The sequence below is a fragment of the Methanobrevibacter millerae genome (assembly GCF_900103415.1).
GTDB lineage: Archaea > Methanobacteriota > Methanobacteria > Methanobacteriales > Methanobacteriaceae > Methanocatella > Methanocatella millerae.
On record NZ_FMXB01000002.1, the window covers coordinates 19,655 to 44,601 of the forward strand.

Below are 24,947 nucleotides of genomic sequence, written 5' to 3' on the forward strand. Positions count from 1 at the left end.
ATGATAGATACTCACTGCCACATTGATTTTGAAGAGTACGATGAAGACAGAGACCAGATTATAAAAAGAGCCGAAGAGGTTTTGGATGCTGTTGTAGTTTCAGGAATAGGGTATGAAAGCAACAGAGGCGTTTTAGACTTATGCTCCAAATATGAAAATTTCATATATCCCTCTTTAGGTTACCATCCGGTTTCATCACAGAACTGCACTGAAGAAGAGCTTAAGCTCACCCACCAAGACATCATCGAAAACAGAGACAATATAGTTGCAATCGGCGAAGTAGGAATGGATTACTTTTACGTCAAGGACAAGGCCCTTCGTGAAAAGCAAAGGGAAATCTTTCAAACATTCATTGAACTTGCCGACGAGTATAAAATCCCATTACTGATGCACGTTCGTGACTGCGAGAAAAAGGCCTTGAATATGGTTCTTGAATACGAAAACATTCCATACGTGGTTTTTCACTGCTTCAGCGGAAGCAAGAAAACCGCAAAAAGAATAATTCAAAACGACAATTACTTCATGAGCTTTTCCACGATGCTTTGCTACTCAACACAGCATCAGGAACTGATTAAAAACATTCCTCTTGACAACATCCTGACTGAAACCGACAGTCCCTATCTTGCCATGACCAAAGAGGAGAGAAATGAACCTGCAAACGTCGTTAATGCAGTTAAAAAAATAGCTGAAATTCAAAATGAGGATGTTGAAACCGTTGACAGTATTACCACCGCCAACGCCCGCAGAATTTTCAAAATCTAGTAATGATATGAAAATACCAGATTCTGCAATATTTCACCTTTATCCTCAACTGCCTCAATAACCAGTTCGAATTTATCGAAATCCCTTTTAATCAAGTCTATTTTTTCATATTCAAGAATTGAATCGTTAAGATAAACCGTGAACTGATTGTTTTCAAGTTTGACTTCCTTTCTTGAAAAGAGCTTAAAGGCATAGGTGAATAATTCGATTCGAAATATCAAATCATCCCTGTCGCCCTTACCGTTAACGATAAAGTCAATCAGGTCCCTTTGAAGAATCTCGCCCTCATCGCCGGTGTCGACCTTAAGGGCTTCCATTTCCTTCAGTTCTTCCATTAATTTAGCCTTTTCGTCTTCAGAATACATTTATTCCACCGGAAGCAATCCTTTTTCTTTGAAAACTTCCTTGGCAGCCATTACGCCATTGATTGCCTTTGGAAATCCTGCATAGGCTGTCATCTGCATTATTATCTCAACGATTTCACGGGGAGTGTTTCCAACCGCCAGAGCAGCATTAATGTGATCTTTTAGCTGGGGAATCGTTCCAAGGGTTGTGAGGGCCGCAACGGTACACAGTTCACGGGTTTTCAAATCAACCTCTTTTCTCGTGTAAATTTCCGAATATGGAAATTCAACAATGAACCTGCCCAAATCAGGAGCTATATCCTCCAGTTCCTTAAAAATCTCTTCAATGGTATCTTCATTCGTAATTCTTAAAATACTCATTCCTTTCTCGTACCTGTCTTCCATATTATCACCATTAATTAATATTATATCTTAAATCCACTTAACATTTGCTGTTGTGAAAACATAATGGGGCGAGAATACAGGATTATATAATTTGTTTGTTGATTTTGAAGTCTCGAATGTCTGGGCAAGTGATTTTCTCAAATTATAGTTAATCCTGTCCCCGATGGAGTCCAGTTCCTTTTTATCGAAATCCTTGGACGCATGCGCATAAACCTTAAACTGTATCTTGGTCTTTTCAAATTTCGAATCATATCCCATATCCGTATATGAGATGTTGACTATTTCAACGCTTGATGGAATCAGGAGCATATAATCCGATTCGGAATAATCCCTGTAGGTATCAGACGGATAGATTGCGCCTGCCGTGTAGAGGCTTCCCTCGTTAACGCCGTTTCTTGCGGCTGCCATGGCCACCGTCAGTTCGTTTTCCCCTGCAATGAATGAAAGCGAAAGCAGTATGATTACTACCAGAACGCCCACAAGCAGTAAAAGCTCTGCACTTGCCTGTCCTTTATTTTCCTTTATCATGTTATCAAAATCTTTCCTTCCTGTGTTTTTTCAATATCATATATGTGGCCGGGATACATTTTATAAGTAGAATAAGGGTCAATGAAAGGAACATAACTTTCTCCTTTTTTACCATCATATTCTATTGTTAGCCTGTTTTTTTCAAGCACTATAACGTAGTATTCGCCAGTATCAGGTAACTTTATGGATTTGGAATAAAACTCACCATGTGAATCAACCTCATTTATCGCATTTGAAACACTGTCTAAAATCAGCCTGTGATTCAGGTTCGATTCCACATTGAGACTTGAATTGATAGCATTGCCTGAATAAACAAGTAATGCAGTGGCCATAATTAATATAATAAATACTGAAAATAAAAATTCAACTGAAATAAAACCTTTATTATCCATGATTTTAGATTATCTTGACAGTTAATATAGTTAACCCATTTTTAAAAGCAATATTGCACTCAAAGAGTAATTTTCAAAGAACTGGTAAAAATAAATATGAGTTGGAATAAAATAATATTTATGACATCTAAAGTTATTTTTATTGGAGCAGGTCCCGGAGACCCTGACTTAATAACTGTCAAAGGAAGGAAAGTGATTGAAAAGGCAGACGTAATCATTTACGCAGGTTCTCTAGTAAACAAAGACGTGCTGGCTCCAAGAAAAGAAGAATGCGAAGTCCACAATAGCGCTTATTTAAATCTTGAAGAAACGATTGACATCATGGCAAAGGCAATTGATGAAGGAAAGCTCGTTGCGCGCGTTCATACCGGAGACCCAGCAATTTACGGAGCTATAGGTGAGCAAATCAGGGAATTGAAAAAGCTGGATATCGAATATGACATCATTCCCGGCGTAAGCTCCCTTTTCGGTACCGCCAGCGTACTCGAAGCCGAACTGACAATACCTGAAGTCTCACAAAGCGTCATCATCACACGCCCCGCAGGAAGAACTCCCAAAAAGGAACTTGAAAGCATCAGAAGCTTTTCCAAGCATCAGGCAACAATGTGCATATTCCTTGGAATATCCATGATTGACAAGGTTGTCGATGAACTTCTTGAAGGATACACCGAAGACACCCCTGTGGCGGTTGTGAAAAAGGCAACTTGGCCAGATCAGGAAATAATCAGAGGAACCTTAAAGGATATTGCAGGCAAAGTTAAAGATGCCAATATAACGAAGACTGCAATGATTGTGGTGGGAGATGTATTGGACCCAGGTGATTTTACACCATCCAAGCTATATGACGCCAACTTCAAACATGAATATCGTTAGATTTTTTTATCCCGAATGGTAACTTTCGGGAAACTTACTTTTTTATATACCTTTTCACCAATAATATTAATCATGAAAGACTTATTCGATAACTGTAAATTTGGAGATTTGAATCTCAACAGCCGTATCGTGAGAACGGGACTGTGGGAATCTGAAAGGGAACAGCCGGGCAATTTCACGCCGGAAATCTACAACCGTTACGAAAACATAGCAGCCAGCGGCGTTGGCTTAATAATAACAGAATTAATATCACTATATCCAAGAGACATATTTTCAAAATACTCACATACAACACATTTCAAGCAGTTTGTCCGTGAAGCAAAGGACCTCACCGATCTGGTGCATCTTTATGACGTTCCGATATTCGCTCAGCTGGGTTTTGTGCAGTTCAACAAGCATGCTGAGCAGAACATGCGCGTTGAAGACGTATCCATCGAGGATATCCGGAAAATCCAGACCGATTTCATCATCGCCTGTCAAAAGATAGATTATGCAGGTTTTGACGGTGTTCAGATAGCTTTGGGCAACTATTATTTCCTGACAAGGTTTATAAGCCCATACTTCAACAAAAGAAAAGACAAGTATGGTGGAAATACACTGAATCGCCTGCGAATCGTTCTGGAAATGATTAAGGTAATTAAAGAAACCACAAAGCTGCACGTTAACTGCAGGCTGAATGCCTTTGACATACAGGCAGGCGGAATGACCATGGACGATACAGTTGAAATAGCCAAGCTATTGGAAAAGTTCGGTGCCGACAGCCTTCAGATTACAAGGCCACGCTCTCCACAATACTTTTCAAAGGAAAACATTGACAGAACTCCTCCGGAATTCGTTTCAAGAAAAATCAAAAAGATAAATCCTCTGATTGGGGAATGTGAGAAAATCATTGACAATGTTGACATTCCAGTCATTTTAGGCGGCGGGGTCAACAGCAAATCACAAATCAACCACATACTGAACAATTCAAAAATCGATTTCGTTTCAATGCAGAGGCCCTTTGTGGCTGATCCAAGCTTTTTGATTGAATGGCAGATGGAAGATGACGGTGAAAGCAAATGCAAAATGTGCAATAACTGCTACTGGAAAAAAACAAGCACGTGCCACATCAACAGGCCTGCGACGTGGGACGTTTCTAGTACTGATTTTTAATATCGTTCATTAACTTCAATTTGTCAAAGGCAACATCCATCGGAGCCCTTCTAAGTCCACAGTCCGGATCAAGAAGGATATTGTCCTCTCCGATGATTTCAACACCTTCGGCTATCAGCTTTTCGGTGTCTTCTCGTGAATCAACAATGTTTTTTGAAGAGTCAAGACATCCGAATCCTATTTTCTTGCCTTTGAACAAATCAATATTCTTTTTCAATATGTCCAGGTTGACGTTGTTTCCGGCAAATTCAAAGTCTAAAATATCAACGTCAAAATTGGCAATGTCCTTGTAAGCTCCGTCAAGGGTTCCGCAGACATGCATGGCCAGAGGAATGCTTAAATCATCACGAAGAATGCCAATGGCTTCGCGAGCCACTTTCATGTTTACCATGCCCGTTGATAAAAACGGCTCATCCACCTGAATGTAAACGGGATCGACTTTCTTTTCAATGGCTTTGACCTCTTCTTTAAGGCTGTGAGCCAAATCTATTATTGCATCATCCTTATTTTTATAAAAAGCAGTAATCCTAGAAGAATGAACTATTGTGGAAGGGCCAGTAATGATTCCCTTGATTCCCTTTCCTTCAGGAATGTCTCCATTGTAATACTCCTTAATCAGGCTTTTTGCATAAAGCAAATCCTTTACGGAGATTTCGCCGGTTGGCTTTTTGATTTTGGATATAATAAATGAATTTCCCTCTTCAATCTTGAATCCGGGAATGTATTTTGAAAAGCTTGAAACCATGTCTCCCCTGACCTGACCGTCAGAGATTATATCGACGCCAGCGTCAAGCTGGGAGTATACCGCCTGGCGGATTGCGCCCTTAAATGGGTCATATGAACCTAGAACCTTAAGCAACTTATCTTTGGTATTGGAAGCCTCTTTAGTTTCAACAGGAAAACTTCCGACGACTGTTGAACGCATAAAATCACTTATTTTGTATTTAGTTTTCTTATATTATTGATTTCCTCTTCATCAATTGGAAGTTCGACAACTGAAGTACCGTGACATGGCTTTGTGTATGGAATGAAAACTGTTCCTTTCTTTTCGTCAATTCCGATTGGAATTGGAGGGATTCCGATTACCCGAACGCCAAGTACCTGATCACCTGGCTTGACATAAACGACTTCCTCAGCCTTGAAACGAATAATCATTGCACAGTCCTTAAATCCAGCCCTTGCGGCGTGAATTTCATAATTGTCAGATTGCTGAAGGTATGTATCTAAACAGAATGACATCTTAATCCAGCTCCTTTAATGCCTTATCAAAATTAATCTTAATTGGGGAAGGATTGTGGAATGCTCTTACAGCATAAATCTTGGCCTTGCTTCCGCTTTCCTCAATCATTTCAACGAATTCACCAACCAAATCAAGATCCCTTTCAAATACCAGGGCGATTGACTTGGTGTCAAGTATCTGGTCGAATGTTACGAAAAATGCTGCTGCGGCATCCTTGTGGACAAATCCTACAAGTAAATCATAATCGCCGGGACTGACTTCGCCCAAAGTCCTTTCCAAATCCACCAGATTGAGATTGTAATAACCTTCAGGGTCTGAAATCTTAACAAGCTTTGAAGCTGCAGGATTAGCAGCTATAGTAACGTCATAACCTAAATTTGATAATTTACTAAATGCATAAACTGCCATTGGAGTTTGAGATGGAGTTTCAGGACATCCCAATAAAATTAAAGCTTTCATAATATTAACTCTCCTATGTTCTTGACTTCAATGTAACTGCATTTGCAAGAATGATAGCTCCAAGGAAGATAAACGTTAAAAGTGCAGTACCATTGATTGTCCTGTTGAAAATAAACAGACCGATTAATGCCTGTGAACAGAACGCAGCAAGTGCACCGGTTAATAATACTTCTTTTCCCAAGTATTTTTTACTGTTTCTCTCTCTTTTTTCTCTATACATTGTCAATACTTTAAACCCAATGATAATGGTTCCCAAAACAAATACAACCAATCCGACAAGACCCAGATATCCGAAATCGAAACCGTATCCCATAATACCTGGAAGCATGTAGTCAACAGTATCCTTCTGGTTAACCAGTACACCGAAAAACATCGGGAAAGGAAGGCCGAAGAATAAAACCAGCTGCATCGGAAGGGTAATGTAACCTTCAGCGAATGCAGTTCCTTCAGCACCCCAGTAGGATGCGTTTCCGCTGTGTCCTATCAGTTGTATGTTATTCAGCACCATCTTTACACTGGACAATGAATATTGCTCAATTCTTGATAACCTTAACATTGGAGAAAAGATTGTCATTCCTGTAATTCTGGATATAACTTCCAGACCTAAAAATCCTGCAAGAGCAAGTCCCAAGAAAATAAAGATTCTTTTAAATGTCAAGAAAGATTTTTCTCTGAATGATTTTGATATGATTAAATAACCCATGAACAAACCTAAAATCCATAACAGCAAAAAGGATCTGTGCATTAATCCGCCGAAAATAGTAATACCTGCAATGAACAGTATTACGAATCTTCGCAGGGGCTTGACATCGACTCCCGAGTTCTTCATCACCTTCAGCGATGCCAAAGCAGCTACGGCACCTAAAAGCGCAATAGGTCCGAACGGGTGCGTAAATTCCGCCTGACTTGAAGAAATAACAAGCAATACGATATCTGCACCGAAAAGAAGTGTAAAACCTCCAGCCAGGAAGAGAGATAAAAAGGTTACAACGCTTAAAGACAACGGCAGTAAATTAAGGAAAAAAACCATCGTGACAAAAAGCATTATCCCGACTTCTACAATTAGCTGTAAATGGTTTTGAGCTATTAACATCATATTTGAATCACAATTAAAAACTTTTTAATAAAAAAATTATAGTGGACTGACCGGGATTTGAACCCGGGGCCTCCGCCATGCCAAGGCGACGATCTACCATCTGAGCTACCAGCCCTTAAAAAAGTTGTTTTGAACTTCCGTGCCCCTAAAGACACGAATTCCTGAATTGCATTCCCTAAGGATTTTTCCAGGCAATCCCCCTCAAACCAAGGGTTCAGACAATAATATCCAATTTGATTTTTTTCCGAGTGGAATGTTTCAATTAAATATTTTATCGACAGTTTAATTTTTAGTCGTTTTACTATTTAAATTTGATTATACATTTAAAAAGTATTGGCATGAAATTCCACTTTACGGTGAAATTCATGACACTTAAATGTGGAAAACTATTTGCCGTTTTTGCCCAAATCATAGAGATTATCTATAATGATTTGGAACAGGTCATCGGTTTTCAAATCTATTTTCTCATGAGGATGTTCCAGAAAGTCCAGAGCCTTCGTAATTACCTGATTGACATTGTTTGACCTGTACATCAATCCATAATCAATGTAATACTGATCTACAGACAATGTTTCGCCAGGATAACATGAGATAACAGGAGTTTGAAGGATTGCGGCTTCCCTGTTCATTGTTCCACCGGCACCGATAACCAAATCGCATTTTTTGATAAGGCTTGAGGTGTCAACCGGAGGCTCGAGTATCGTTACGTGGTCAATGCCTTCGAAAATGTCTGCCTGTTCCTTGAATCTAGGCAATATAAGGATATTTGCATGTTCCTTAAGGTCATCCACAATTGGAGACAACACAGATTTTCTGCAATCTGCATCAAGATATGACGCAAGGGAAGGTTCCGGCCTCATTAAAATAGTTTTCGGATGTTCCAGCTTTAAATTCAAGTCCTTGAAAACATCATCATTATATTTAAAGCTTTTAAAATGCATCAATTCGGAAGTACCGTTGTATGGAATGATTGTATTCGGATCAGCGCCGAATTTCATCAGTTTCCAGAAGTCAATTTTTCTTGGAGTGATAATTCTGTCACACAAAGGCAATGTCAATTTATTAGCTGCAAGAGCATGTTCGTTGTCTAAAACGTACAAACTAGGAATTCCTAAACCGAATGAGATTCTAGGAAGTTCTATAGAATGCTTGCTAAGGGCGACATCAACCCTTTCGTCAGCTATAATATCAACAAGATTATAAACTCTTGAAGTACTTTCCTTCAACTTGTCATATAAACTCACTCCGTGCTTTCCAACGGAAATGAAGTCTATATCATACATGTTCATTAGCTTATGGATATCACCGAATTGCCTTGCGGTAACAATCAAATCCTCACCCTCGGCCTCCAGGTACTTTATTACGTCCTTAAAGAACCTTACGTGAGGAGCATTAGAAATATCTATCCAAATTTTCATTTTTATCACTTTTAATGATAATTAGTTTTTAAATTCTTCAATTGTATCAATAATTTCTTGTAATCCTTCACCGGTTTTAAGACTTGATTTGATTACTTTAATGTATGGATTCAATTTCTTGGCATCTTCAACCATCTTGTCGGCGTCAGCCCCTACGGCATCAGCCAGATCTACTTTATTAATGATTGCAACATCGGAAGTCTGGAATATCAATGGGTGCTTTTCGACAGTATCGTCACCTTCGGTAACGCTTACGACAACCATTCTCAAATGGGAACCCAAGTCAAAGTCCACAGGACAGATGAGATTTCCGACATTTTCAATGATGAGCATGTCCAAATCGTCCAATGGCAAGTCCTCGATTCCGTGTCCTACAAGATGAGCATCCAAGTGACATTCCTTGCCTGTGTTTAAGCCTACAACAGGAACGTTATGCTTTTCAATTCTTCCTGCGTCGAACTTGGAGATGACATCTCCTGCCAATACACCAATTTTATAATCGGTATTGTCAATGATTTCCTCTACAAGTGTTGTTTTGCCTGATCCTATTGCTCCGACAAAATCAATACAGTAGATTCCTTTTTCTTCAAGATTTTTCTTGTTTCTGAAAGCTAATTTTTTGTTAGCGTCCATAATATTTTTTGCTACTTCTACGTCTGCTACTTGATGCATATAATCACCTTTAAATTAATTATCATCCGGCTTTTCAATAACGATATTCTTAACAACGATGTCCTTACCGTTTAAAATTTCAACGGATAAACTGTCGCACTCAGGACATTTAACCAGAGGCGCATAATGATCTTTTTCGTCAATTACTGCATTTCCATGAAATTTACAGTCATAACATTCAATTTCAGCAGGAATATCCTCTATTACTATTTTAGCATCTTGAATAATAGTATTTTCAACCAGAACACCCAATATGAACTCCAGCTGTTCAGGGTTAATCATGGCGAGTCTTCCAATTTCAATAGTTACTTCATTGACATCCGTTGCGTTATTACTTTCAGCAGTCTCGAGAACTGCATTAATTATTCCTTGAGCCATCGATAATTCATGCATTTATTTCACCTAAAAACAAAATGAAATTATTAATATTATATTTTTTAGAGCAATGTGTTAATAAATTTTTTCGAAAAGAAATGTTGCAAATGTCAACATTTATATATTTAAAGGAAAAAAGTATTACTTAACCATAAGGAGAGGGAAAATATGGAATACAAAAAGAAATTCGGATTCGGATGCATGCGGCTTCCTTTAACCGACAAGGACAATCCTGCAAGCGTAGACCAGGAATTATTCAATCAGATGGTCGACATCTACATGGAAAAGGGTTTCAATTACTTTGACACATCCTACGCATATCATAACGGAATGTCCGAAGAGGCCATAAGAAAAGCCGTAGTCGAGAGATATCCAAGGGAATCATACTTAATCTGTGACAAGATGCCGACATGGGCACTGACCTGTGAAGAGGACAATGACAAATTTGTAGCCGAAATGCTTGATAGACTGGGAATAGACTATTTTGATGTGTTTTTTGTCCATAACATTAACGTGCCGTGGTACAAACTGGCCGAAAATGCCAAAGCCTTTGAATACGTCAAAAAGATGAAAGAAGACGGAATAGCAAAAAAAATAGGATTCAGCTTTCATGACAACTCAAAACTGTTGAAAGAGGTTTTAGACAAGTACGGTGACTTCCTGGATGTTGTCCAGCTGGAACTGAACTATCTTGACTGGGAAGATCCATCAATCGAAGCCCATAAATGCTACGATTTGTGCGTCGAATTCGGCCTTGACGTTTATGTAATGGAACCTTTAAAGGGTGGAGTGATTGTAAACCTTCCCGATGACATTAAAAATGATTTCAATGACTTCAATCCAGAAAAGTCAATAGCCAGCTTGGCGTTAAGGTTCTGCGCATCCTTAGAAAACGTTAAAATCGTTTTGTGCGGAATGAGCAAAATGGATGATATGCTTGATAACTGCAATACCTTTGAGAATTTTGAAGCGTTAACGGATGAGGAAAGCGACTTTCTGGAAAAGATGGCTGAAAAATTAAATTCAAGACTTGCCGTTCCATGCAGCGAATGCGGATACTGCATTAAGGCCTGTCCTGAAATGATACCTATCCCAGAGTATTTCTCACTATACAACCGCAGCAAAAACCAGCCGGAATCAAACATCTACAGAAATTACTTTGATAAATTAGCAGACGAAAAAGTCCCTGCAGACGAATGCACATACTGCGGAACATGCGTTGATTACTGCACTCAAAAAATAGAGATCCCCGACGAGCTGGAGAAGGTTTGCGAACATTTTGAAGATGGATTCAGTGCATATCCAAGCGATTAATTAATACAATTCCTTAATTAATTCCCTAACCATCTCATTATTCTTATCCAGTTTGGAGGCCTTGCGCGCATATTGCATGGCCTTATCAAACATTCCGCCCATGCGGTAAACAAAACCCATTAATGCGTTGGCTTCCACGTGAGTGTCATCGATTTCCAATAGCTTTTCAAGCAGTTCACAGGCCGTATCCAAATCACCCTGATTGAACAAGTCATAAGCCTCTTCATAGAGCGTATCTACATCATCAAAGGATACATCCTCATTAACGGCAACATTTTCTTCTTCATAGTAAACGCTTTCATGAACAAATTCCTTTTTGGCCGGTGCAAACTGTAGCTTCTGAAGCAAATCAGCGGCGTTCTGATTGGATGGGCTGACTTTAAGGGTTTTTCGGGCATAAAATATTGCAACATCCTCTATTCCCTGTTCAGACAATACGTGCGCCATCAGCAGATTGGCATTAATGTGATTGGGCTGAGAACTTAAAATCTCATGGAGAATGTCCTTTGCCTGGCTGTACTCCCTATCAGTGTAGAGCTCCAGCGCTTCAGAGTATAAATCCAAATCTTCGGGAGGCTCCTCTTCAATTATCTCTTCAACAGTTTCCGTCTTGCCGTTTAGTGCTTCATCAAGCATGTACTGGAGAATGTATTCTGTTGCCTTCTTGTGAAGTGGCTTGTTATCGTTTCCGCATTTCGGTGAGTAGATACATGACGGACAGCCGTTTCTGCATTTGCAGCCCTTAATAAGCTCCAGTGTGGATTTCAAAAGCTCCACGAATACGTCAACAGCCTTTTCACAGATTCCAATACCACCCTCATAGCCGTCATAAATGAATATTGTGGCTTCCTCAGTGTCCTTGTGATATGCCGTTGACAGACCTCCTATATCAAAGCGGTCACAGATAACCTGAAGCGGGAAAAGACCTATTAATGCATGTTCTGCTCCGTGAAGACCTCCTTCAAAGACTTCATCGTCATCGGGATACATGTCCTTCAAGTCCTTTTTGAGACTTTTAGGTATCGTAAACCATAATCCTTTCGTTTTAAACTTCAATGGAGGCAAGTCCAGAGAATACATGCCCAAAACCTTGGAATGCTGCATTTTCTTGTACTTGTAATAATCTTTTTTAACGTTTACTTCCCCAAAGTGAATCGTCAAATCGCCGTATTTCTTTTTGGACTCGTGGGCAACGATATTGACTTCTGTATCGTTTAATACCATCGTGTGATAATCAACGTTCTTTTTGGATACATTAACATAGCCTGACTTCAGATTAACGTTGTCTACGGTGTAGGTTTCTCCCTTATTGATTAATATTGCACCTTCATGAGCCTCGCGGTATACTTGTGAGCGTTCCATGGTCTCAAGAAGCCTGCCGTTATTCATTATCTTGAATTCCTCCGAGGATATTTGGTCCAATGAATGGTCAAATGCAGGATTATCGTCATACTTATAGGTATAATTGCCGGTACGGGACAGATACAAGTCATCATTTGAAACAAGCTCATCCAGAAAATCATCACTTATATTGAAATACGTTAATGCCTCCCCTTTTTTAAGAGGCAACTCGTTTGCGGCACATAAAATGTGGGCTTCCTGCAGAATCGGATTTGACAAATCGATTATGGCCTTTTCCTGGGGCTTGTCAAAGAATGCCTTCGGATTGTTCATGTAATACTGATCCAATTGATTTTCAAATGCAATCAAAATGGCTAAAGACTTCTGATTGCTTCTTCCAGCCCTTCCGCTCTGCTGCCAGGTGGACATCATCGTTCCCGGAAAGCCGGATATTATTACGGCATCAAGAGATCCTATATCTATTCCAAGTTCCAGAGCGTTCGTACAGGTAACTCCCAGATATTTGCCTGATTTCAGACCGTCTTCAATTTCACGCCTTTCTTCAGGCCTGTATCCTGCCCTGTATGCGGCGATTCGTGAATTGTCAAGCTTTCCCTCGGTCAGCTTGGCATCCTTTTTAGACCACATCGCAATGAGCTCCGTGATTTTACGTGAAACTGTAAAGCATAATGTCTGAATGTTTTTAAGCATCAGATAACGGAAAATGTCTGCAGTAACCACATGGATTGATGGAGCGGACGATTCAGCAGAATTCCTATAGTTTTTAAATGGATTGAATAAAATAAAGTCCTTTTCTCCGCTCGGTGAGGTGTCATTATCCACCAGCGTGAAATTCTCCCCAGTTAATTTATTGGCAAGTTCCAAAGGATTTGCAAGCGTTGCGGATGAAAGAATGAATATCGGATTTGATCCGTAGAAATTGGCTATCCTTTTAAGCCTTCTGATTAAAAATGCAACGTTTGAGCCAAAAACACCGCGGTAATAATGGGCCTCATCAATTACGATATACTTTAAATTGCGATAAAAGCGCTCCCACTGATGGTGCCAGGACAATATGAGATGCAGCTGATAGGGATTCGTTAAGATAACCCGGGATTTTTGCCTGATTCCATACCTTTCGGATTTTGGAGTGTCACCGTCATAGGTTCTCGGATTGATATTTATATCCAGGTCGCTTTCCATCTCCTTTAAAACGTTTAATTGGTCATTGGATAGTGCCTTTGCCGGGTAAATGTAAAGGGCGGTAGCCTTTTCATCCTCAATAAGCGATTCCATAATCGGAAGGTTGAATGCCAGGGTCTTTCCCGAAGCGGTTGTCGTTGTCAGGATAACGTTATCGCCTTTTTTGACCGCTTCATAAGTATCGGCCTGATGATTATAGAGTTTGATTTCCTTTGAATCAAGATATTCAACAATCCTGTCATTTAAATCCGGTATCCTTTTATAATTGGCCTTTTTGGCGGGAATCGTTTCGATATGGGCGATGTGATCCCTGAACCTAATATCGTTTTTAAATGTATCAATTGGAGAATCTAACATAATAATCATTAAAATTAGTTTTAACGATATTATTTTAATTTAATTTAATATTTAAATTATTCGTCAAACAATATTACTTATCAATTGCTCTCTCAATTACTTTATAAACTATTAAAGAAATAAATAAAATATAATAAAAATTTTAGGGATTGAAATGATTAGTTATGAGGAATTTGAAGATATAGTCGTGAATATTTTGAAAAGAGATATTTCATCCAACCATGACCAGAAAAAGGCTATTCTTTCAAAAGCGAATGAGGGACTTTTTATCGTGGCGGGACCGGGATCAGGTAAAACAACCGTTATCGTTCTTAAAATACTTAAATACATTTTTGTAGATGGCATTAGCCCCCATGAAATACTTGCAACAACATTTACCAAAAAGGCTGCTGCCGAGCTCTATTCACGTATCCTTGGCTGGGGAGATGAAATCAAGAGTTATCTTATTGACAAGGCCGGAGATGACTTTGATTTGTTAATGGAAATCAACAGAATTGACTTTAACCAGCTGACAATCGGAACGACAGACAGCATTGCACAGGAGCTCCTGCGTGTTCACAAGGAGCCAGGAACAAATCAGGAAGTTGTCATTGAGGAGTTCGTTGCCAAGTTTGCAATGGTTAAAATACTCTTAAGAGATAACAGATACCTCAACGAGAACCTGCAGGGATATCTTGAAAGCTTTGACAGAAGGGAGAAATTAAAGGAAGCATCCCAGATGAGCGAGATTCTTTTGAACATGAAAAACAGGATGTATTTTGACCAGATTGACTTTGATGAATTCTATAATGATGTCGGTGAAGGAAGCGGAGCAGAAATAGCTCTTGACTGTATCATCGACTATGAAAACGAGCTTAAAAAGAGAAACATCATTGACTTTGCAATGCTTGAGTCCAAATTCCTTGACTCCCTTAGAAGCCATAAGCTTGACATCTTTCTGGACGATTTGAAGATTATATTAATTGATGAATATCAGGACACAAACCTTATTCAGGAAGAGATTTACTTTACCATGGCCAAATCCGCCATTGAAAACGAAGGAAGCATTTCAGTTGTGGGGGACGACGATCAGTCCCTTTACCGCTTCAGGGGAGCGACAGTTGATTTGTTTACCAATTTCAAAAGCAGGGTAAAAGCCAAGCTGGGCGTTGACGTTACAGAAATCAACCTGAGAACCAACTACCGCTCAAGCAAAAACATCATAAATCACTGCAATCAGTTTGTCGAGCTTGACAGCGAATACCAGAACGCCAGAGTTGAGGACAAGCCTAAAATCATAGCTCCGGATTTGGAAAAGTACAATATGCCCATTCTGGGAATGTTTAGAAACAATACTCAGATGCTTTCCAAGGATCTCGCAAGCCTCATCAACGATTTAATCAATAAGGGCGAAACGACCCTGAAAATCAGAAGGGTCATTGACGAGGAGTATTTCAAAAAGCTTGAAAGATGCAAAAGCCCTGAAGATTTAAAGCTATTGAAGCAGGAAAGCAGCGCCAAGGCAAGAGGAATTGAAAACATTAAAATCAGTCTGGACGAGGAGGAAGGCTCCGCATCGGATATGGCCGTATTGACATACTCTCCAAAAGAGATGAAGTCCGGAAACCATACATTTAACGGCCATCTGAGAAATCAGCTTAAAAGGCTGAGAAATCCTATTGAAGTATTCAATCCCAGGGGACGTGACCTGCAGGAAATCAAGGAAGTTGCAATATTCTGCGGACTGATGCTTGAATGCATCGATCCCGAATCCAAGATACAGAATTCCGATAAGCAGATTCCTATTTTAGGTAAAAGAAATATGCAGAGATGGAGATATGAAGCCAGGGATTACATCAAGCTGAATCCCGAACCCCATGAACCATTTGACCTCAACACTTTCGTCATTGACTGGCAACGCAGAAACCCAAGAGGATATGACAAATGGCCGCAAAGAGCCAATTTAATGGAACTTGCATACAAGCTGGTGACATGGCTTGACTTCCTGCAGGAAGATGCGGAAGGGGTCGTATATCTGGAAGCCATAACACAGTCAATTACGCAAACCGGCTTTTTCAACAAGTATTCTGCAAACATCGTCTTTACCGACCCAGATACAGAAAGGGAATCCGTTTTGGAAGCTATCTGGAACATTTTCCTTCCGATAGCTACAGGAGACGTTTCAATCGATGAGGAGCTTCTTGAAACCCTTCCGGCAAACAGACTGAACATAATGTCCATCCATCAGTCAAAGGGACTGGAGTTTCCGATGGTTATCGTTGATGTCGGATCCAAGTTCAAGAAAAACGACATCCGAACCCAGAACCTGAGATTTCCCAAAAAGGAACCTGAATACACGATTATGGAAGAGAGCATTCGAAAGTACAGCGAACTTGGAGAATCCGATAGAAGCGAAAAGGACAAATCCTTTGATGACTTGACAAGACTTTATTTCGTTGCCTTTTCAAGGGCAGAGAACATATTAATACTGGTTGGCCTGAATCAGGCAATAGACGGCTATTCATTCAATCAGCAGCACAAGTCCATTCCGAACGTTGCCCTTGGATGGAGCAGGAACGAACGTCAAAAAGGATTTAAGGAGATTTATTTAATATAAGGAGACGAAAAAATGAAGTTATCATCAAGATCAAAATCATACATGATTCCCGAATACAGTCTGACGGGAGACTTATTGTCTTATCTAACCTGCGGACTGCAGTACCGGTATCAGAACAAGGGAACCCTTCCGCCTTCAATGCCGATTCAGCTGTGGTTCGGAGAGTTCATTCACGGAGTAATGGAAGAGGCTTATCTGAAATGGGAAAACGACCACACGGAATTCCCATGGGACTGGAAAAGGGACATCAGGCCAATTGAAGACATTATTGATTTGAGATTACAGGTAAGAGGCCTCTATCCAAGGGAAGATCACTTCTTTACAATCAATCATCCGGATTTAAACATGACCATCGACGATTTGAATGAATACGACCACAAGAAGCTTGCAAGCGCAAGGGCTGAAAAGGCCATTAACGTGTGGGGATCTGACCTGTTTCCGATGATGGAGTCTGCAGAGGTATTGATTAAGGGACTGCGGGAAATGCCATACACCGGAACCGACAAACGCTCGAACTATTACGGCATCAACGGAGTCATTGACGTGTTGAGCCTCGTCAACATAAAAGACGACAACAAGATTGTCAGATACCTGAATGAAAACGAGGAGTTCAGAAAAATCGTTGAAGAGTACGGCGAGGATGAGTATGAAGTAATCATCGACTATAAGGGAATGAAAAGGCCTCCGATGGAAGTTGAGGCAAGCGGCAACGAAACCTGGGATTATCATGAAAGGCAGATTCTCACTTATTCATGGCTCAGGCAAAAGCAGGAATCCAAAAAGCCCGTTGCAGGAATAATTTTTTATCTAAACGAACTTGTGCCTTCAAAAGAGGACCTTATGATGATAAAGGACGACCTGCATTACCATTTAACCGATGCCGGCGACGACGAGGAATTTGCAAAAGACATTGAAGTGATTGAAAACTGGGATGAAGGCTCTGAAATGCCCAAATTAAGCGAAAAATTCAAGATGGACAGGTCAATAAGGATAATTCCAATTAATGACGAAAAAATAGCTGACGCACTTGAAAAATTCGATGTTGTTGTAGAAAACATTGAAAGCTCATTGATAAAAGAAATCAACGGCTGCAAGATTCAGGATGCCTGGAAAGCGGAAGCAGAAGAGAGAACATGTGAAGCCTGCGACTTCAAGACATTCTGCAAAAACAGCAAAAACAAAACAAAAATTTTTAAGATTCCTTAATACATATTAATTAATAGGTGAGTATTATGAGTAGTACAGATTTAGAGAAAAATCAGAAATATGCTGAAGCTATAGCTTCAAAGGTCAAATTGACCTGCAAGCCTGTAGCTATGAAACTAATCGAAAGTGAGGATGAGGTTCCTGAAGGCTTTGAATTGATTTCAGAAAAGGTCAGACACTGTGAAATGGTCAGAAAAGCTTCTTTAGGTGAAAAATTCTACAGCACTGCCGAAGAACAGATGTGCCTTGGCGGAGCCGGAGCAATCGGCCTTATGGAAATGCCTGAAAAACTGGCAAACGGTGAAAAATACTTTTCTTTAGGCAGATTTAAAGACCTGGAAACCGCCAAAAAACTTACAGCCAAGCTTTCAATCGTTGAAGATAAAAGATGGGGAATGATTTACGCTCCTTTGGATGAGGCAGATTTCAAAGCTGACGTCATTCAGGTAATAACCGAACCTGTTGGTGGAATGAAACTTGCTCAAAGTATCGTTTATGCAACAGGCGAGAAAATTAACCCTAGCTTTGCCGGTATTCAGTCATTGTGCGGTGACGCTTTCGCAAATCCGTATATCGAAAATGGAGTTAACTTTACATTGGGCTGTGACGGTTCAAGAAAAGCCGCTGACATCAAGGATAATGAAATGACCATCGGTATCAGTGCAGCTAAGATTGACGAAGTTATTTCCGGCCTAGAGGCTATGTAAATAGTCCTCATAGTAATTGATATTTATCAATTCCTTTTTATTTTTTTCTTTTATACCATAAAACGTGTAGCCATCAGCGAATATCTTTCTAAGTATCGGATTTAGATTGTCATCCTCGTTTTCAAGATACTTCATCATATTCTCCCTTGGAGTGACAAAGGGCATTCCAAGGCCTTCGGCAGTATCCAAAAGACCCGTTTTTCGCCTTCTTAAAATAGCTATTGTCTTAAAGGGATCATCCGAGTTTCGAGACACTTCAATCATTTTGTTGAAGGTTTCAGTTGATACCGTAGGCTGGTCTCCAGTGACGCACAGCGCAAAATCCGAAGTGATATTTGAAAGACCATTGAATAATGAAGTCGATAAACCTACATCACACGGATCGTTTATTATGAACTTTACAGAGCCTTCATAATTATTGGAGATGGCATCCATTATTTCATCACTGTAATGTCCAAGTACAACAATGCATTCATCAATATCTGCAGATAACGTATTGTCAATGGTTGTCTCCAGGACGGTCTTATTGTTAAATGGCAAAATGAGTTTGTTTCTAACTTCAAGATTTTTTGAAATCTGATCCTTGCGCATCCGGGAGTTCTTTCCCGCTGCAGTAATGATAGCTGAATAAGACATGATAATAAAAAAAGAAATAGGGTTAACCGGAACCGTTACCGATTCCAACCCTTCCCCCAGTAGTTAAATTACTTGAGTTAAGCTGATCATCCGGCATGTAACGAACGATTTTAGCGAGAATACACATTCCAGTACCTTCACCTTCCGTCCACATTACGATTTTAACAGGGTAATTGTGGTCATTGGTTACTTTAATGTCACTTGCAGGATTGTAACCGTACAATACGGCATTCTCATCACCAGTCATACCTACAGGCATGCCGAATCCTTCAGCAAGAACAGCTGACCTTAATGCCCTGGCCGGCGGACAGACACCGTGAGCGGCACTTCCTCCAGGAGCGGAAGCATCTGCAGCTGATCCAAATGAAACATAATCGTGTCCGTTACCTGTACAGTTAGGTGGGATAATAGTATTGTTCCAGGCTTCAACGAACTGTCTTGCATTGAATTCACGAACAGAATCACCATATTCAGGGTGAGAATCCAGATAAGTATAAAATGTTTCCCCGTCAACTTCAGTAGTGTTTCCCATGTATAAAACTATAGGGGAATATGACGGATAGGCATCCACATAATCTGAAACATTTTTACCGAAAATACGTTCTATATCCTTATAGTCGATATTGTTTCTGCCGTCGGAAAATCCTACAATTCCGTTTTCCAAAGTGAAGTTGGAACCAACGACTGAATCGTAATTATACCAGTTTACAATTGAAGTGGCATTATAGAAATCATTGCTGTACGGCAGGTTTTTGATTTCTTCAGTAGGAACTGATTTGATTACAGTACCGTTTTCAACAACGTCTACACCATTTTCAGTTTTTGTCAATACCTTATACGGAGCGCTGTAACCCCAAACATAAGTATCCGGAGATTTAACAGCCAAAGCATCTCCCTCTAAACGCAAATAGCCCGGACCTTCAATTCCATAAACATTTCCATTAGAATCAATGCCTTCAGCCGAAATTGTTGAAAAATCAAATGGAACCGCACCAGTCGTCAACGTTGTCAGAATCCCCTTCAAATCAAGAGTAAATAACTGATGAGCAAGGAATGATGGGTAGGAAAGTAATGGAACTTCAACAGGATTTCGGTCATCCATTACGGAATCGCCTGAAAACATTGATTGACCTACAGGCAAGTTATAAGCTTCAGCAAATGATTTTCCAGTGTAATTAGTGTGACTTACAAATGAAAATGCAAACAACATAATACATACAACAAATAAAACTAAAACAATTTTAACTGATGTACTTCTCCATTTTTTACTCATTACACAAACACCTAACAAATTATTATATTGAAATATATATAAGTTATTAATATTTATATGTAATGATTCATTGGAGTTTTTCGGAGATTAACTTAATTCTCTCTTGAATGTTGATAATGGCTTCCTGACCGTTACCGCCGATGAGCATTGCCTCTTCATGTGAAAACTCTGCGACCAGGGCGATGATGTCATCAAGTGACGTGGCGGTTAATACTCTGCCGCGATATCTTAGGTAATTTAGGCGATAAATTGCCAAATCCAGATTATCGTCAAGCCCTGGGAAAACGACGATTACTTCGGGATTGTACTTTACGGCCTCGTCTATAATTTCAAGCCTGTGGGTTTCATGGGATCTTGGAGTGCCGATGAATATAGCATAGAAATCCCTTTCGGTTAAAACGGATTTCAAGGCATCTGAGTTATCAGTTTTTCCGACATAAACCAGCGCATCATTTATTTTATAAACATCAAGACGCCCGCTAACAGCTTCAAAGTCATACAATGACTGCCTGATAATGTCCTTAGGCACCTTCAGCTCACCTGCGATTGCCATGGCCAAACCTGCATTAAGCTTATTGAACTTTCCGAAAACCTTAAGCGAATCCTGATATTCAAAATAAGAGATATGCTTTTTGGCAACTTCCTTGAAATTGCTGTTGAAATCCTGATTGAAAGCTGTGAAAATTTCTTTGCCGTCGAAAAAGCGGACTAAGGAATCCTTGTAGTTGGCTATGGTTTTGTGAACGTCCATGTGGTCGTTTCCGATATTGGTCAGGCCGATCATGTCAAAATCAAAGGCGTAACGGCAGAAATCAAGGGTCATGTCACAGACCTCTACAAGAAGAATGTCATATTCGCCGTTTTCGGCCTCAAGCATCAAATCGTAATATCCTGAAAAGCCTCCCCCACCATTTCCGCCGACCAAAACCTTTTTGCCGGCGTTTTCCAAAATGGATTTCAGCATGTGGACAGTGGTGGTTTTCCCGTTTGTTCCGGTAATTCCGATAGTAAACATCCGTTTGTGATTGGTTACGACGTCGCTTAAGAGATTTCCTTCTGATAAGAGCTTATTTGCAAATGATCCTCCGAACATGCTTGGACTGATGGCTATCGCATCGCACTCATCGATAAGTTCCGAATTTGTAAATCCCAAATCAAGAGTTATGGAATCTGAAACGATTGAAAATGATTCTCCACCATCCAAAAAGTTTAATGAAATGCCTCCAAGTTCTAAATCGGATAAATCAACATTACTGTTTAAATCACTTGCATAAACTTCCCAACCATGTTTTAAAAGAGAGTTTACTGCCTTTTTACCTTCAACACCTAATCCTATTACTGCCGCTTTCATAAAAAACAATACCATGAACTAAATTATATATATAATTTAAATATTTAGTAAAATATATTTTTTGATTAGGTGAGAAAATGTTTGAAGAGGATAAGGATGATAAGATTTACAATCTGATAATTAGTAACGGTACCGATTTTAACAGGGAATATGCCCAATTTACCGAAAAGTTATTTTCAAAAACTGATTTCCTATGGAAAGAATCGATTTCATCTTCATATTCAACTGCGGGAGAACAGTTCTATGGAAAAGTCGATAGAATCATTCTGCTTGCAGGATTATACAAAAACAACAAGGAAAGCTTTGACGACTTGATTGAAGCCGGGGAAAAATACAATATTCCAATAATACTTGTAAGGCCCTACGGACTTGAAGAAGTTCCGGTAAACCTTGAAGAAAAGGCGGCGATGATTGTCGGATGGAACGCAAACTGCATTGTTGATGCCATAAAAGGCTCAGACGAATTTTTAGAAGAATAGAAAAATAGTAAAAAATTAATTTACTATTTTTGATATTCCATTTTCTTTTTCTACTTTAATCAGATTATCAGCAGCCGTTTCAAGCTGATTTTCGTGTGTTACAATAATCATTTGAGGCAGCAGAGACATTTCTTTTAACAGATTAATTAATTCCTGTCTTCTGGCGCTGTCCAAATGAATTGTAGGTTCATCCAAGAGGATAGTTTCCAAATCACCTTTAGCCATGGATTTTGTGATACCCAATCTTAAAGCCAACGCGATAGCTATTTTTTCACCACCGCTAACCATAGACATTGATGATTCACCTTCAGGACCCCATACGACAATGTTATAGTCTTCATCCAATGTCAAATCGGAGTAATTGAAATTGAAGTCATCAAAGAACTCTTTGGTATTTTTCTGAATGATCGGCCTTGAATTGTTTCTCAATTCTTTTTGAATACCGTTCTTGCCGTAAAGTTCACGAATATCCTTCAATATGACAAGATAATGTGTGATGTTATCATGTTCCCTTTGGAACCTGTCGTTGTTTTTGATTTTTTCAGCCAAAGACTTGTGCTGGGCGATAAGTTCCCTGGCTCTTCCCTTAATCTCAGACAGTTCATTGGTAAATGATTCGTATCTTCTGCCGTACATCTCGTCACGATAAATGATTTGTTCGTATTTTTCCTTATCGTAAGTGGATGCGTTAATCTTGTTTTGAATGATATCCAGCTGATTGTTGGAAACACCGATGTCCTCCTTGACTGAATCGAACTGGGTCGTTATCGTGTTCTTATTTTGAACAAAACCTTTAAGCTGATTATACTCTTCATTTTTGGCTTTTAAATCATCAATACGGTTTTTAAGCTCCAGAGTATCCATATCCCCACTTAAATGAGGATCGCTGTCAATGGCCAGCTTGATATTCTTAACGTGAACGTCAATTTCATTTTTAACCTGCTTTAATTTGTACTCGGCTTCTGTTTGGCTTCCAAGTACATCCAAAGCTCCTTTTGACTGATTATAATCATCATGATCCTGCTTATAGCTGTCACGGTTTTCCTTTTCCTTGGCTATTTCAAGAATCAGTTCACCGAGCTTTCCGCTTATATGCTCCTTGGAGTCAAGGTTTTGGTCTATTTCACTTAAACGCTGCAAGTCCTTTTCCAGATTGGAGAACTTGTACTTGTGCTCCAGGATTTCTTCGGAAATTGCCTTTACCTTATCCAGTTTTTCCTTAAAGCTGTCCCTGTTTTTGGTAAACATCCTAATGGCTTCCTCATTTTCACCGATGGCTTTGGTATTCTCTTCAATTTCCGTTTTGTATTGTGAGGTAAGCTCAACCTTTTTGGCTTCATCGATGTCGGACTGACATACAGGACATTTGTTGTCAACGTTGGCCAGTTCCTCAAGAGGCTTTTCATTGGCCGCAATTGCCTGTTTGAATGCAACAATATCCTCTTTTTTGGAGTTTATGTCGCTTGTCAGGTCTTCAATCTTTGTGGAAATCTCATCGATGTATTCATTGGTTACATCGCCCAGTTTCTTTAAGTCATCGACATTTGCCAGTATATCCTGTGACATTCCAAAGTCAAGGAGCTTTTCCTTGGTAAGAACGAAGAATTTCTCGATTTCGTTCCTGTCGGATTCAATTCCCTTAAGAAGGACTTTCTTGTCATTTTCAAGCTGGGTCAACGTGGCCAGCTGCTTTTCATACTCGATTTTCTGATTGGTTAATTTGGAAATCTTTTCATCTGATGCCAAGTAATCGTTATATCCTTGCTTTTTAGCATGAATCAGAGTTTTCTGTTCCTTAATTGAATCAATTTTGTCTTCAAGTTCTATTTCTGATTCCTTTAAGGATTGAATGCTGACAACTGACTTTTCAAAGTCCAGATAGACATCCAATTTGGAAACGTATTTTTCTAAACGGCCAATCTGCTCTTCGGCTTCACGGATCTTGTCCAGATTTTCCTGAAGCATGTGCTTGTCGTTTTCAAGTTTTTCCAGGGTTTGCTTTTCATTTTCCAAGTTATTTATTTGGGTTTCGTAAATTTCCTTTTCACGTTCCATATTGCGCTTGTCTTCAGCAATCTCTTCCCTTAGGGTCTTGACCTCTTTAATTTGGGATTCCAGTTCATGACCCCTTTCCTTAAGATCATTGAGCTCTGAAGTCTTGGTGTCATATTCTTCCTTTAGAGCATCCTTGGAATAAAGCTTTCCCTTGATTTCAGCCAGTTTGTTTTCATATTCATTGATTAATGGAGATAAGTTTTTCCATGCAACTTCCAGTGAATCCAATCCAAGCAATTTAGCAATGAGGCGTTTTTTCTCAGCAGGCTGCTTATCGACAAGCTCTGCGATTTCGCCCTGCCTTACATATATTGCGTTGAGGAATAAATTGGCATCCATATCCAGTATGGCTTCAATATTATTAGCCACTTCCTTTTCGCCAGTACACAGTGACATGAACTCGCTGTCGCTTGACGTTTTGGTTAAAAGTCGTGAAGACATTTTAGATTTGGTCTTTTCACGAATGATTCTGTATTCCTTGCCTCTTGATACGAAATCAAGCTCAACGCCCATCATATCGGCATTGTTTCTAACCAGGTCTCCAATTCTTCCTGCAGTATGCTGCTTGTATAAGGCGAAGCTCATGGCTTCAAAGATAGAGGATTTTCCTGCACCGTTTTCTCCCACAATAACAGTGATTCCCTTGTCAAACTTGATAACTTCATTTGCATAGGATTTGAAATTCTTTAATTTTAAGCGTTTGAAAATCATTT

At 39.6% G+C, this 24,947-nt stretch carries 24 protein-coding genes and 1 tRNA gene; 8 read left to right on the forward strand and 17 right to left on the reverse strand.

The features are described 5' to 3' along the window. A complete protein-coding gene (locus F3G70_RS01245) occupies positions 1-762 on the forward strand; it encodes a TatD family hydrolase (protein WP_149730902.1) in 762 nt (253 codons plus the stop codon). Here F3G70_RS01245 and F3G70_RS01250 read toward each other — a convergent pair. From F3G70_RS01250 to F3G70_RS01265, 4 genes are read right to left on the reverse strand one after another with little or no spacing between them, the layout of a single operon-like run. Then, entirely contained in the window at positions 759-1,127 is a 369-nt protein-coding gene (locus F3G70_RS01250) for a hypothetical protein (protein WP_149730903.1), read from the reverse strand. The genes F3G70_RS01245 and F3G70_RS01250 overlap by 4 nt on opposite strands. Beyond that, positions 1,128-1,511: a carboxymuconolactone decarboxylase family protein gene (locus F3G70_RS01255; RefSeq protein ID WP_149730904.1), complete on the reverse strand. Its 384-nt coding sequence runs from the start codon at positions 1,509-1,511 to the stop codon at positions 1,128-1,130. 27 nt (positions 1,512-1,538) lie between these two features. Then, positions 1,539-2,039 carry a hypothetical protein gene (locus F3G70_RS01260; RefSeq protein WP_223165973.1) on the reverse strand — a complete coding sequence of 167 codons (501 nt, stop codon included), beginning with the start codon at positions 2,037-2,039 and terminating at the stop codon, positions 1,539-1,541. Continuing rightward, complete coding sequence (locus tag F3G70_RS01265; RefSeq protein WP_223165974.1) at positions 2,036-2,371, reverse strand: hypothetical protein; 336 nt, start codon at positions 2,369-2,371, stop codon at positions 2,036-2,038. Before F3G70_RS01265 ends, F3G70_RS01260 begins: the two co-directional genes overlap by 4 nt. A gap of 180 nt (positions 2,372-2,551) precedes the next feature. Between F3G70_RS01265 and cobM the strand changes: the two genes are divergently transcribed. After that, positions 2,552-3,304, forward strand: a complete 753-nt coding sequence (gene cobM / locus F3G70_RS01270; protein WP_149730906.1) for a precorrin-4 C(11)-methyltransferase — start codon at positions 2,552-2,554, stop codon at positions 3,302-3,304. 72 nt (positions 3,305-3,376) lie between these two features. Beyond that, positions 3,377-4,456 carry an oxidoreductase gene (locus F3G70_RS01275; protein ID WP_188118020.1) on the forward strand — a complete coding sequence of 360 codons (1,080 nt, stop codon included), beginning with the start codon at positions 3,377-3,379 and terminating at the stop codon, positions 4,454-4,456. On the opposite strand, the gene F3G70_RS01280 is transcribed toward F3G70_RS01275, so the two are convergent. The 8 genes from F3G70_RS01280 to hypA all read right to left on the reverse strand — a co-directional run bounded on the left by F3G70_RS01280 (position 4,440) and on the right by hypA (position 9,734). Next, positions 4,440-5,381, reverse strand: coding sequence for a methionine synthase (locus F3G70_RS01280; protein WP_149730908.1), 942 nt, complete (start codon positions 5,379-5,381; stop codon positions 4,440-4,442). The genes F3G70_RS01275 and F3G70_RS01280 overlap by 17 nt on opposite strands. Before the next feature lie 8 nt (positions 5,382-5,389). Then, positions 5,390-5,695, reverse strand: coding sequence for a DUF1894 domain-containing protein (locus F3G70_RS01285; RefSeq protein WP_149730909.1), 306 nt, complete (start codon positions 5,693-5,695; stop codon positions 5,390-5,392). A gap of 1 nt (position 5,696) precedes the next feature. Next, positions 5,697-6,155, reverse strand: a complete 459-nt coding sequence (locus tag F3G70_RS01290; protein WP_149730910.1) for a DUF1890 domain-containing protein — start codon at positions 6,153-6,155, stop codon at positions 5,697-5,699. Between the two features lie 13 nt (positions 6,156-6,168). Beyond that, positions 6,169-7,251: a hypothetical protein gene (locus tag F3G70_RS01295; RefSeq protein ID WP_149730911.1), complete on the reverse strand. Its 1,083-nt coding sequence runs from the start codon at positions 7,249-7,251 to the stop codon at positions 6,169-6,171. A 42-nt stretch (positions 7,252-7,293) separates the two neighbouring features. Then, a tRNA-Ala gene (locus F3G70_RS01300) sits at positions 7,294-7,366 on the reverse strand. Positions 7,367-7,637: 271 nt separating this feature from the next. Continuing rightward, entirely contained in the window at positions 7,638-8,678 is a 1,041-nt protein-coding gene (locus tag F3G70_RS01305) for a DUF354 domain-containing protein (RefSeq protein ID WP_149730912.1), read from the reverse strand. A gap of 12 nt (positions 8,679-8,690) precedes the next feature. Continuing rightward, positions 8,691-9,341 carry a hydrogenase nickel incorporation protein HypB gene (hypB, locus tag F3G70_RS01310; RefSeq protein ID WP_149730913.1) on the reverse strand — a complete coding sequence of 217 codons (651 nt, stop codon included), beginning with the start codon at positions 9,339-9,341 and terminating at the stop codon, positions 8,691-8,693. A 15-nt stretch (positions 9,342-9,356) separates the two neighbouring features. Further along, on the reverse strand, positions 9,357-9,734 hold the full coding sequence (gene hypA / locus F3G70_RS01315; protein ID WP_149730914.1) for a hydrogenase maturation nickel metallochaperone HypA: 378 nt from the start codon (positions 9,732-9,734) through the stop codon (positions 9,357-9,359). A gap of 150 nt (positions 9,735-9,884) precedes the next feature. Here hypA and F3G70_RS01320 point away from each other — a divergent pair, with 150 nt between their 5' ends. Further along, the gene (locus tag F3G70_RS01320) at positions 9,885-11,030 is read left to right on the forward strand and encodes an aldo/keto reductase (protein WP_149730915.1); all 1,146 of its coding nucleotides are present in this window, start codon (positions 9,885-9,887) and stop codon (positions 11,028-11,030) included. Here F3G70_RS01320 and F3G70_RS01325 read toward each other — a convergent pair whose 3' ends face one another. After that, positions 11,031-13,931, reverse strand: coding sequence for a DEAD/DEAH box helicase (locus F3G70_RS01325; protein WP_149730916.1), 2,901 nt, complete (start codon positions 13,929-13,931; stop codon positions 11,031-11,033). Positions 13,932-14,085: 154 nt separating this feature from the next. On the opposite strand from F3G70_RS01325, the gene F3G70_RS01330 reads away from it, so the two are divergent. The 3 genes from F3G70_RS01330 to F3G70_RS01340 are packed head-to-tail and all read left to right on the forward strand — an operon-like array spanning position 14,086 to position 18,440. Beyond that, complete coding sequence (locus tag F3G70_RS01330) at positions 14,086-16,527, forward strand: UvrD-helicase domain-containing protein (protein ID WP_149730917.1); 2,442 nt, start codon at positions 14,086-14,088, stop codon at positions 16,525-16,527. A gap of 12 nt (positions 16,528-16,539) precedes the next feature. Then, positions 16,540-17,733: a PD-(D/E)XK nuclease family protein gene (locus tag F3G70_RS01335; RefSeq protein ID WP_149730919.1), complete on the forward strand. Its 1,194-nt coding sequence runs from the start codon at positions 16,540-16,542 to the stop codon at positions 17,731-17,733. A 26-nt stretch (positions 17,734-17,759) separates the two neighbouring features. Continuing rightward, positions 17,760-18,440, forward strand: coding sequence for a DUF169 domain-containing protein (locus tag F3G70_RS01340; RefSeq protein WP_149730920.1), 681 nt, complete (start codon positions 17,760-17,762; stop codon positions 18,438-18,440). Here the strand turns inward: F3G70_RS01340 and F3G70_RS01345 are convergent. From F3G70_RS01345 to F3G70_RS01355, 3 genes are all read right to left on the reverse strand, one after another. After that, positions 18,426-19,076: a nucleotidyltransferase family protein gene (locus F3G70_RS01345; RefSeq protein ID WP_149731065.1), complete on the reverse strand. Its 651-nt coding sequence runs from the start codon at positions 19,074-19,076 to the stop codon at positions 18,426-18,428. The two genes, F3G70_RS01340 and F3G70_RS01345, sit on opposite strands and share 15 nt — an antisense overlap. Before the next feature lie 22 nt (positions 19,077-19,098). Beyond that, positions 19,099-20,349: a hypothetical protein gene (locus F3G70_RS01350; RefSeq protein ID WP_223165976.1), complete on the reverse strand. Its 1,251-nt coding sequence runs from the start codon at positions 20,347-20,349 to the stop codon at positions 19,099-19,101. Between the two features lie 67 nt (positions 20,350-20,416). Beyond that, complete coding sequence (locus F3G70_RS01355) at positions 20,417-21,700, reverse strand: Mur ligase family protein (RefSeq protein WP_149730921.1); 1,284 nt, start codon at positions 21,698-21,700, stop codon at positions 20,417-20,419. A gap of 77 nt (positions 21,701-21,777) precedes the next feature. Here F3G70_RS01355 and F3G70_RS01360 point away from each other — a divergent pair, with 77 nt between their 5' ends. After that, positions 21,778-22,179 carry a nuclease gene (locus tag F3G70_RS01360; protein WP_149730922.1) on the forward strand — a complete coding sequence of 134 codons (402 nt, stop codon included), beginning with the start codon at positions 21,778-21,780 and terminating at the stop codon, positions 22,177-22,179. 15 nt (positions 22,180-22,194) lie between these two features. Here F3G70_RS01360 and F3G70_RS01365 read toward each other — a convergent pair whose 3' ends face one another. After that, positions 22,195-24,945, reverse strand: coding sequence for an AAA family ATPase (locus F3G70_RS01365; RefSeq protein ID WP_149730923.1), 2,751 nt, complete (start codon positions 24,943-24,945; stop codon positions 22,195-22,197). Between the last annotated feature and the right edge of the window lie 2 nt (positions 24,946-24,947).

What these genes read in the sequence shown, in the direction of transcription:
- F3G70_RS01245 (WP_149730902.1), top strand. Translation starts at nt 1, where the DNA reads ATGATAGATACTCACTGCCACATTGATTTTGAAGAGTACGATGAAGAC.
- F3G70_RS01250 (WP_149730903.1), bottom strand. Translation starts at nt 1,127, where the DNA reads ATGTATTCTGAAGACGAAAAGGCTAAATTAATGGAAGAACTGAAGGAA.
- F3G70_RS01255 (WP_149730904.1), bottom strand. Translation starts at nt 1,511, where the DNA reads ATGGAAGACAGGTACGAGAAAGGAATGAGTATTTTAAGAATTACGAAT.
- F3G70_RS01260 (WP_223165973.1), bottom strand. Translation starts at nt 2,039, where the DNA reads ATGATAAAGGAAAATAAAGGACAGGCAAGTGCAGAGCTTTTACTGCTT.
- F3G70_RS01265 (WP_223165974.1), bottom strand. Translation starts at nt 2,371, where the DNA reads ATGGCCACTGCATTACTTGTTTATTCAGGCAATGCTATCAATTCAAGT.
- cobM (WP_149730906.1), top strand. Translation starts at nt 2,552, where the DNA reads ATGACATCTAAAGTTATTTTTATTGGAGCAGGTCCCGGAGACCCTGAC.
- F3G70_RS01275 (WP_188118020.1), top strand. Translation starts at nt 3,377, where the DNA reads ATGAAAGACTTATTCGATAACTGTAAATTTGGAGATTTGAATCTCAAC.
- F3G70_RS01280 (WP_149730908.1), bottom strand. Translation starts at nt 5,381, where the DNA reads ATGCGTTCAACAGTCGTCGGAAGTTTTCCTGTTGAAACTAAAGAGGCT.
- F3G70_RS01285 (WP_149730909.1), bottom strand. Translation starts at nt 5,695, where the DNA reads ATGTCATTCTGTTTAGATACATACCTTCAGCAATCTGACAATTATGAA.
- F3G70_RS01290 (WP_149730910.1), bottom strand. Translation starts at nt 6,155, where the DNA reads ATGAAAGCTTTAATTTTATTGGGATGTCCTGAAACTCCATCTCAAACT.
- F3G70_RS01295 (WP_149730911.1), bottom strand. Translation starts at nt 7,251, where the DNA reads ATGATGTTAATAGCTCAAAACCATTTACAGCTAATTGTAGAAGTCGGG.
- hypB (WP_149730913.1), bottom strand. Translation starts at nt 9,341, where the DNA reads ATGCATCAAGTAGCAGACGTAGAAGTAGCAAAAAATATTATGGACGCT.
- hypA (WP_149730914.1), bottom strand. Translation starts at nt 9,734, where the DNA reads ATGCATGAATTATCGATGGCTCAAGGAATAATTAATGCAGTTCTCGAG.
- F3G70_RS01320 (WP_149730915.1), top strand. Translation starts at nt 9,885, where the DNA reads ATGGAATACAAAAAGAAATTCGGATTCGGATGCATGCGGCTTCCTTTA.
- F3G70_RS01325 (WP_149730916.1), bottom strand. Translation starts at nt 13,931, where the DNA reads ATGTTAGATTCTCCAATTGATACATTTAAAAACGATATTAGGTTCAGG.
- F3G70_RS01330 (WP_149730917.1), top strand. Translation starts at nt 14,086, where the DNA reads ATGATTAGTTATGAGGAATTTGAAGATATAGTCGTGAATATTTTGAAA.
- F3G70_RS01335 (WP_149730919.1), top strand. Translation starts at nt 16,540, where the DNA reads ATGAAGTTATCATCAAGATCAAAATCATACATGATTCCCGAATACAGT.
- F3G70_RS01340 (WP_149730920.1), top strand. Translation starts at nt 17,760, where the DNA reads ATGAGTAGTACAGATTTAGAGAAAAATCAGAAATATGCTGAAGCTATA.
- F3G70_RS01345 (WP_149731065.1), bottom strand. Translation starts at nt 19,076, where the DNA reads ATGTCTTATTCAGCTATCATTACTGCAGCGGGAAAGAACTCCCGGATG.
- F3G70_RS01350 (WP_223165976.1), bottom strand. Translation starts at nt 20,349, where the DNA reads ATGAGTAAAAAATGGAGAAGTACATCAGTTAAAATTGTTTTAGTTTTA.
- F3G70_RS01355 (WP_149730921.1), bottom strand. Translation starts at nt 21,700, where the DNA reads ATGAAAGCGGCAGTAATAGGATTAGGTGTTGAAGGTAAAAAGGCAGTA.
- F3G70_RS01360 (WP_149730922.1), top strand. Translation starts at nt 21,778, where the DNA reads ATGTTTGAAGAGGATAAGGATGATAAGATTTACAATCTGATAATTAGT.
- F3G70_RS01365 (WP_149730923.1), bottom strand. Translation starts at nt 24,945, where the DNA reads ATGATTTTCAAACGCTTAAAATTAAAGAATTTCAAATCCTATGCAAAT.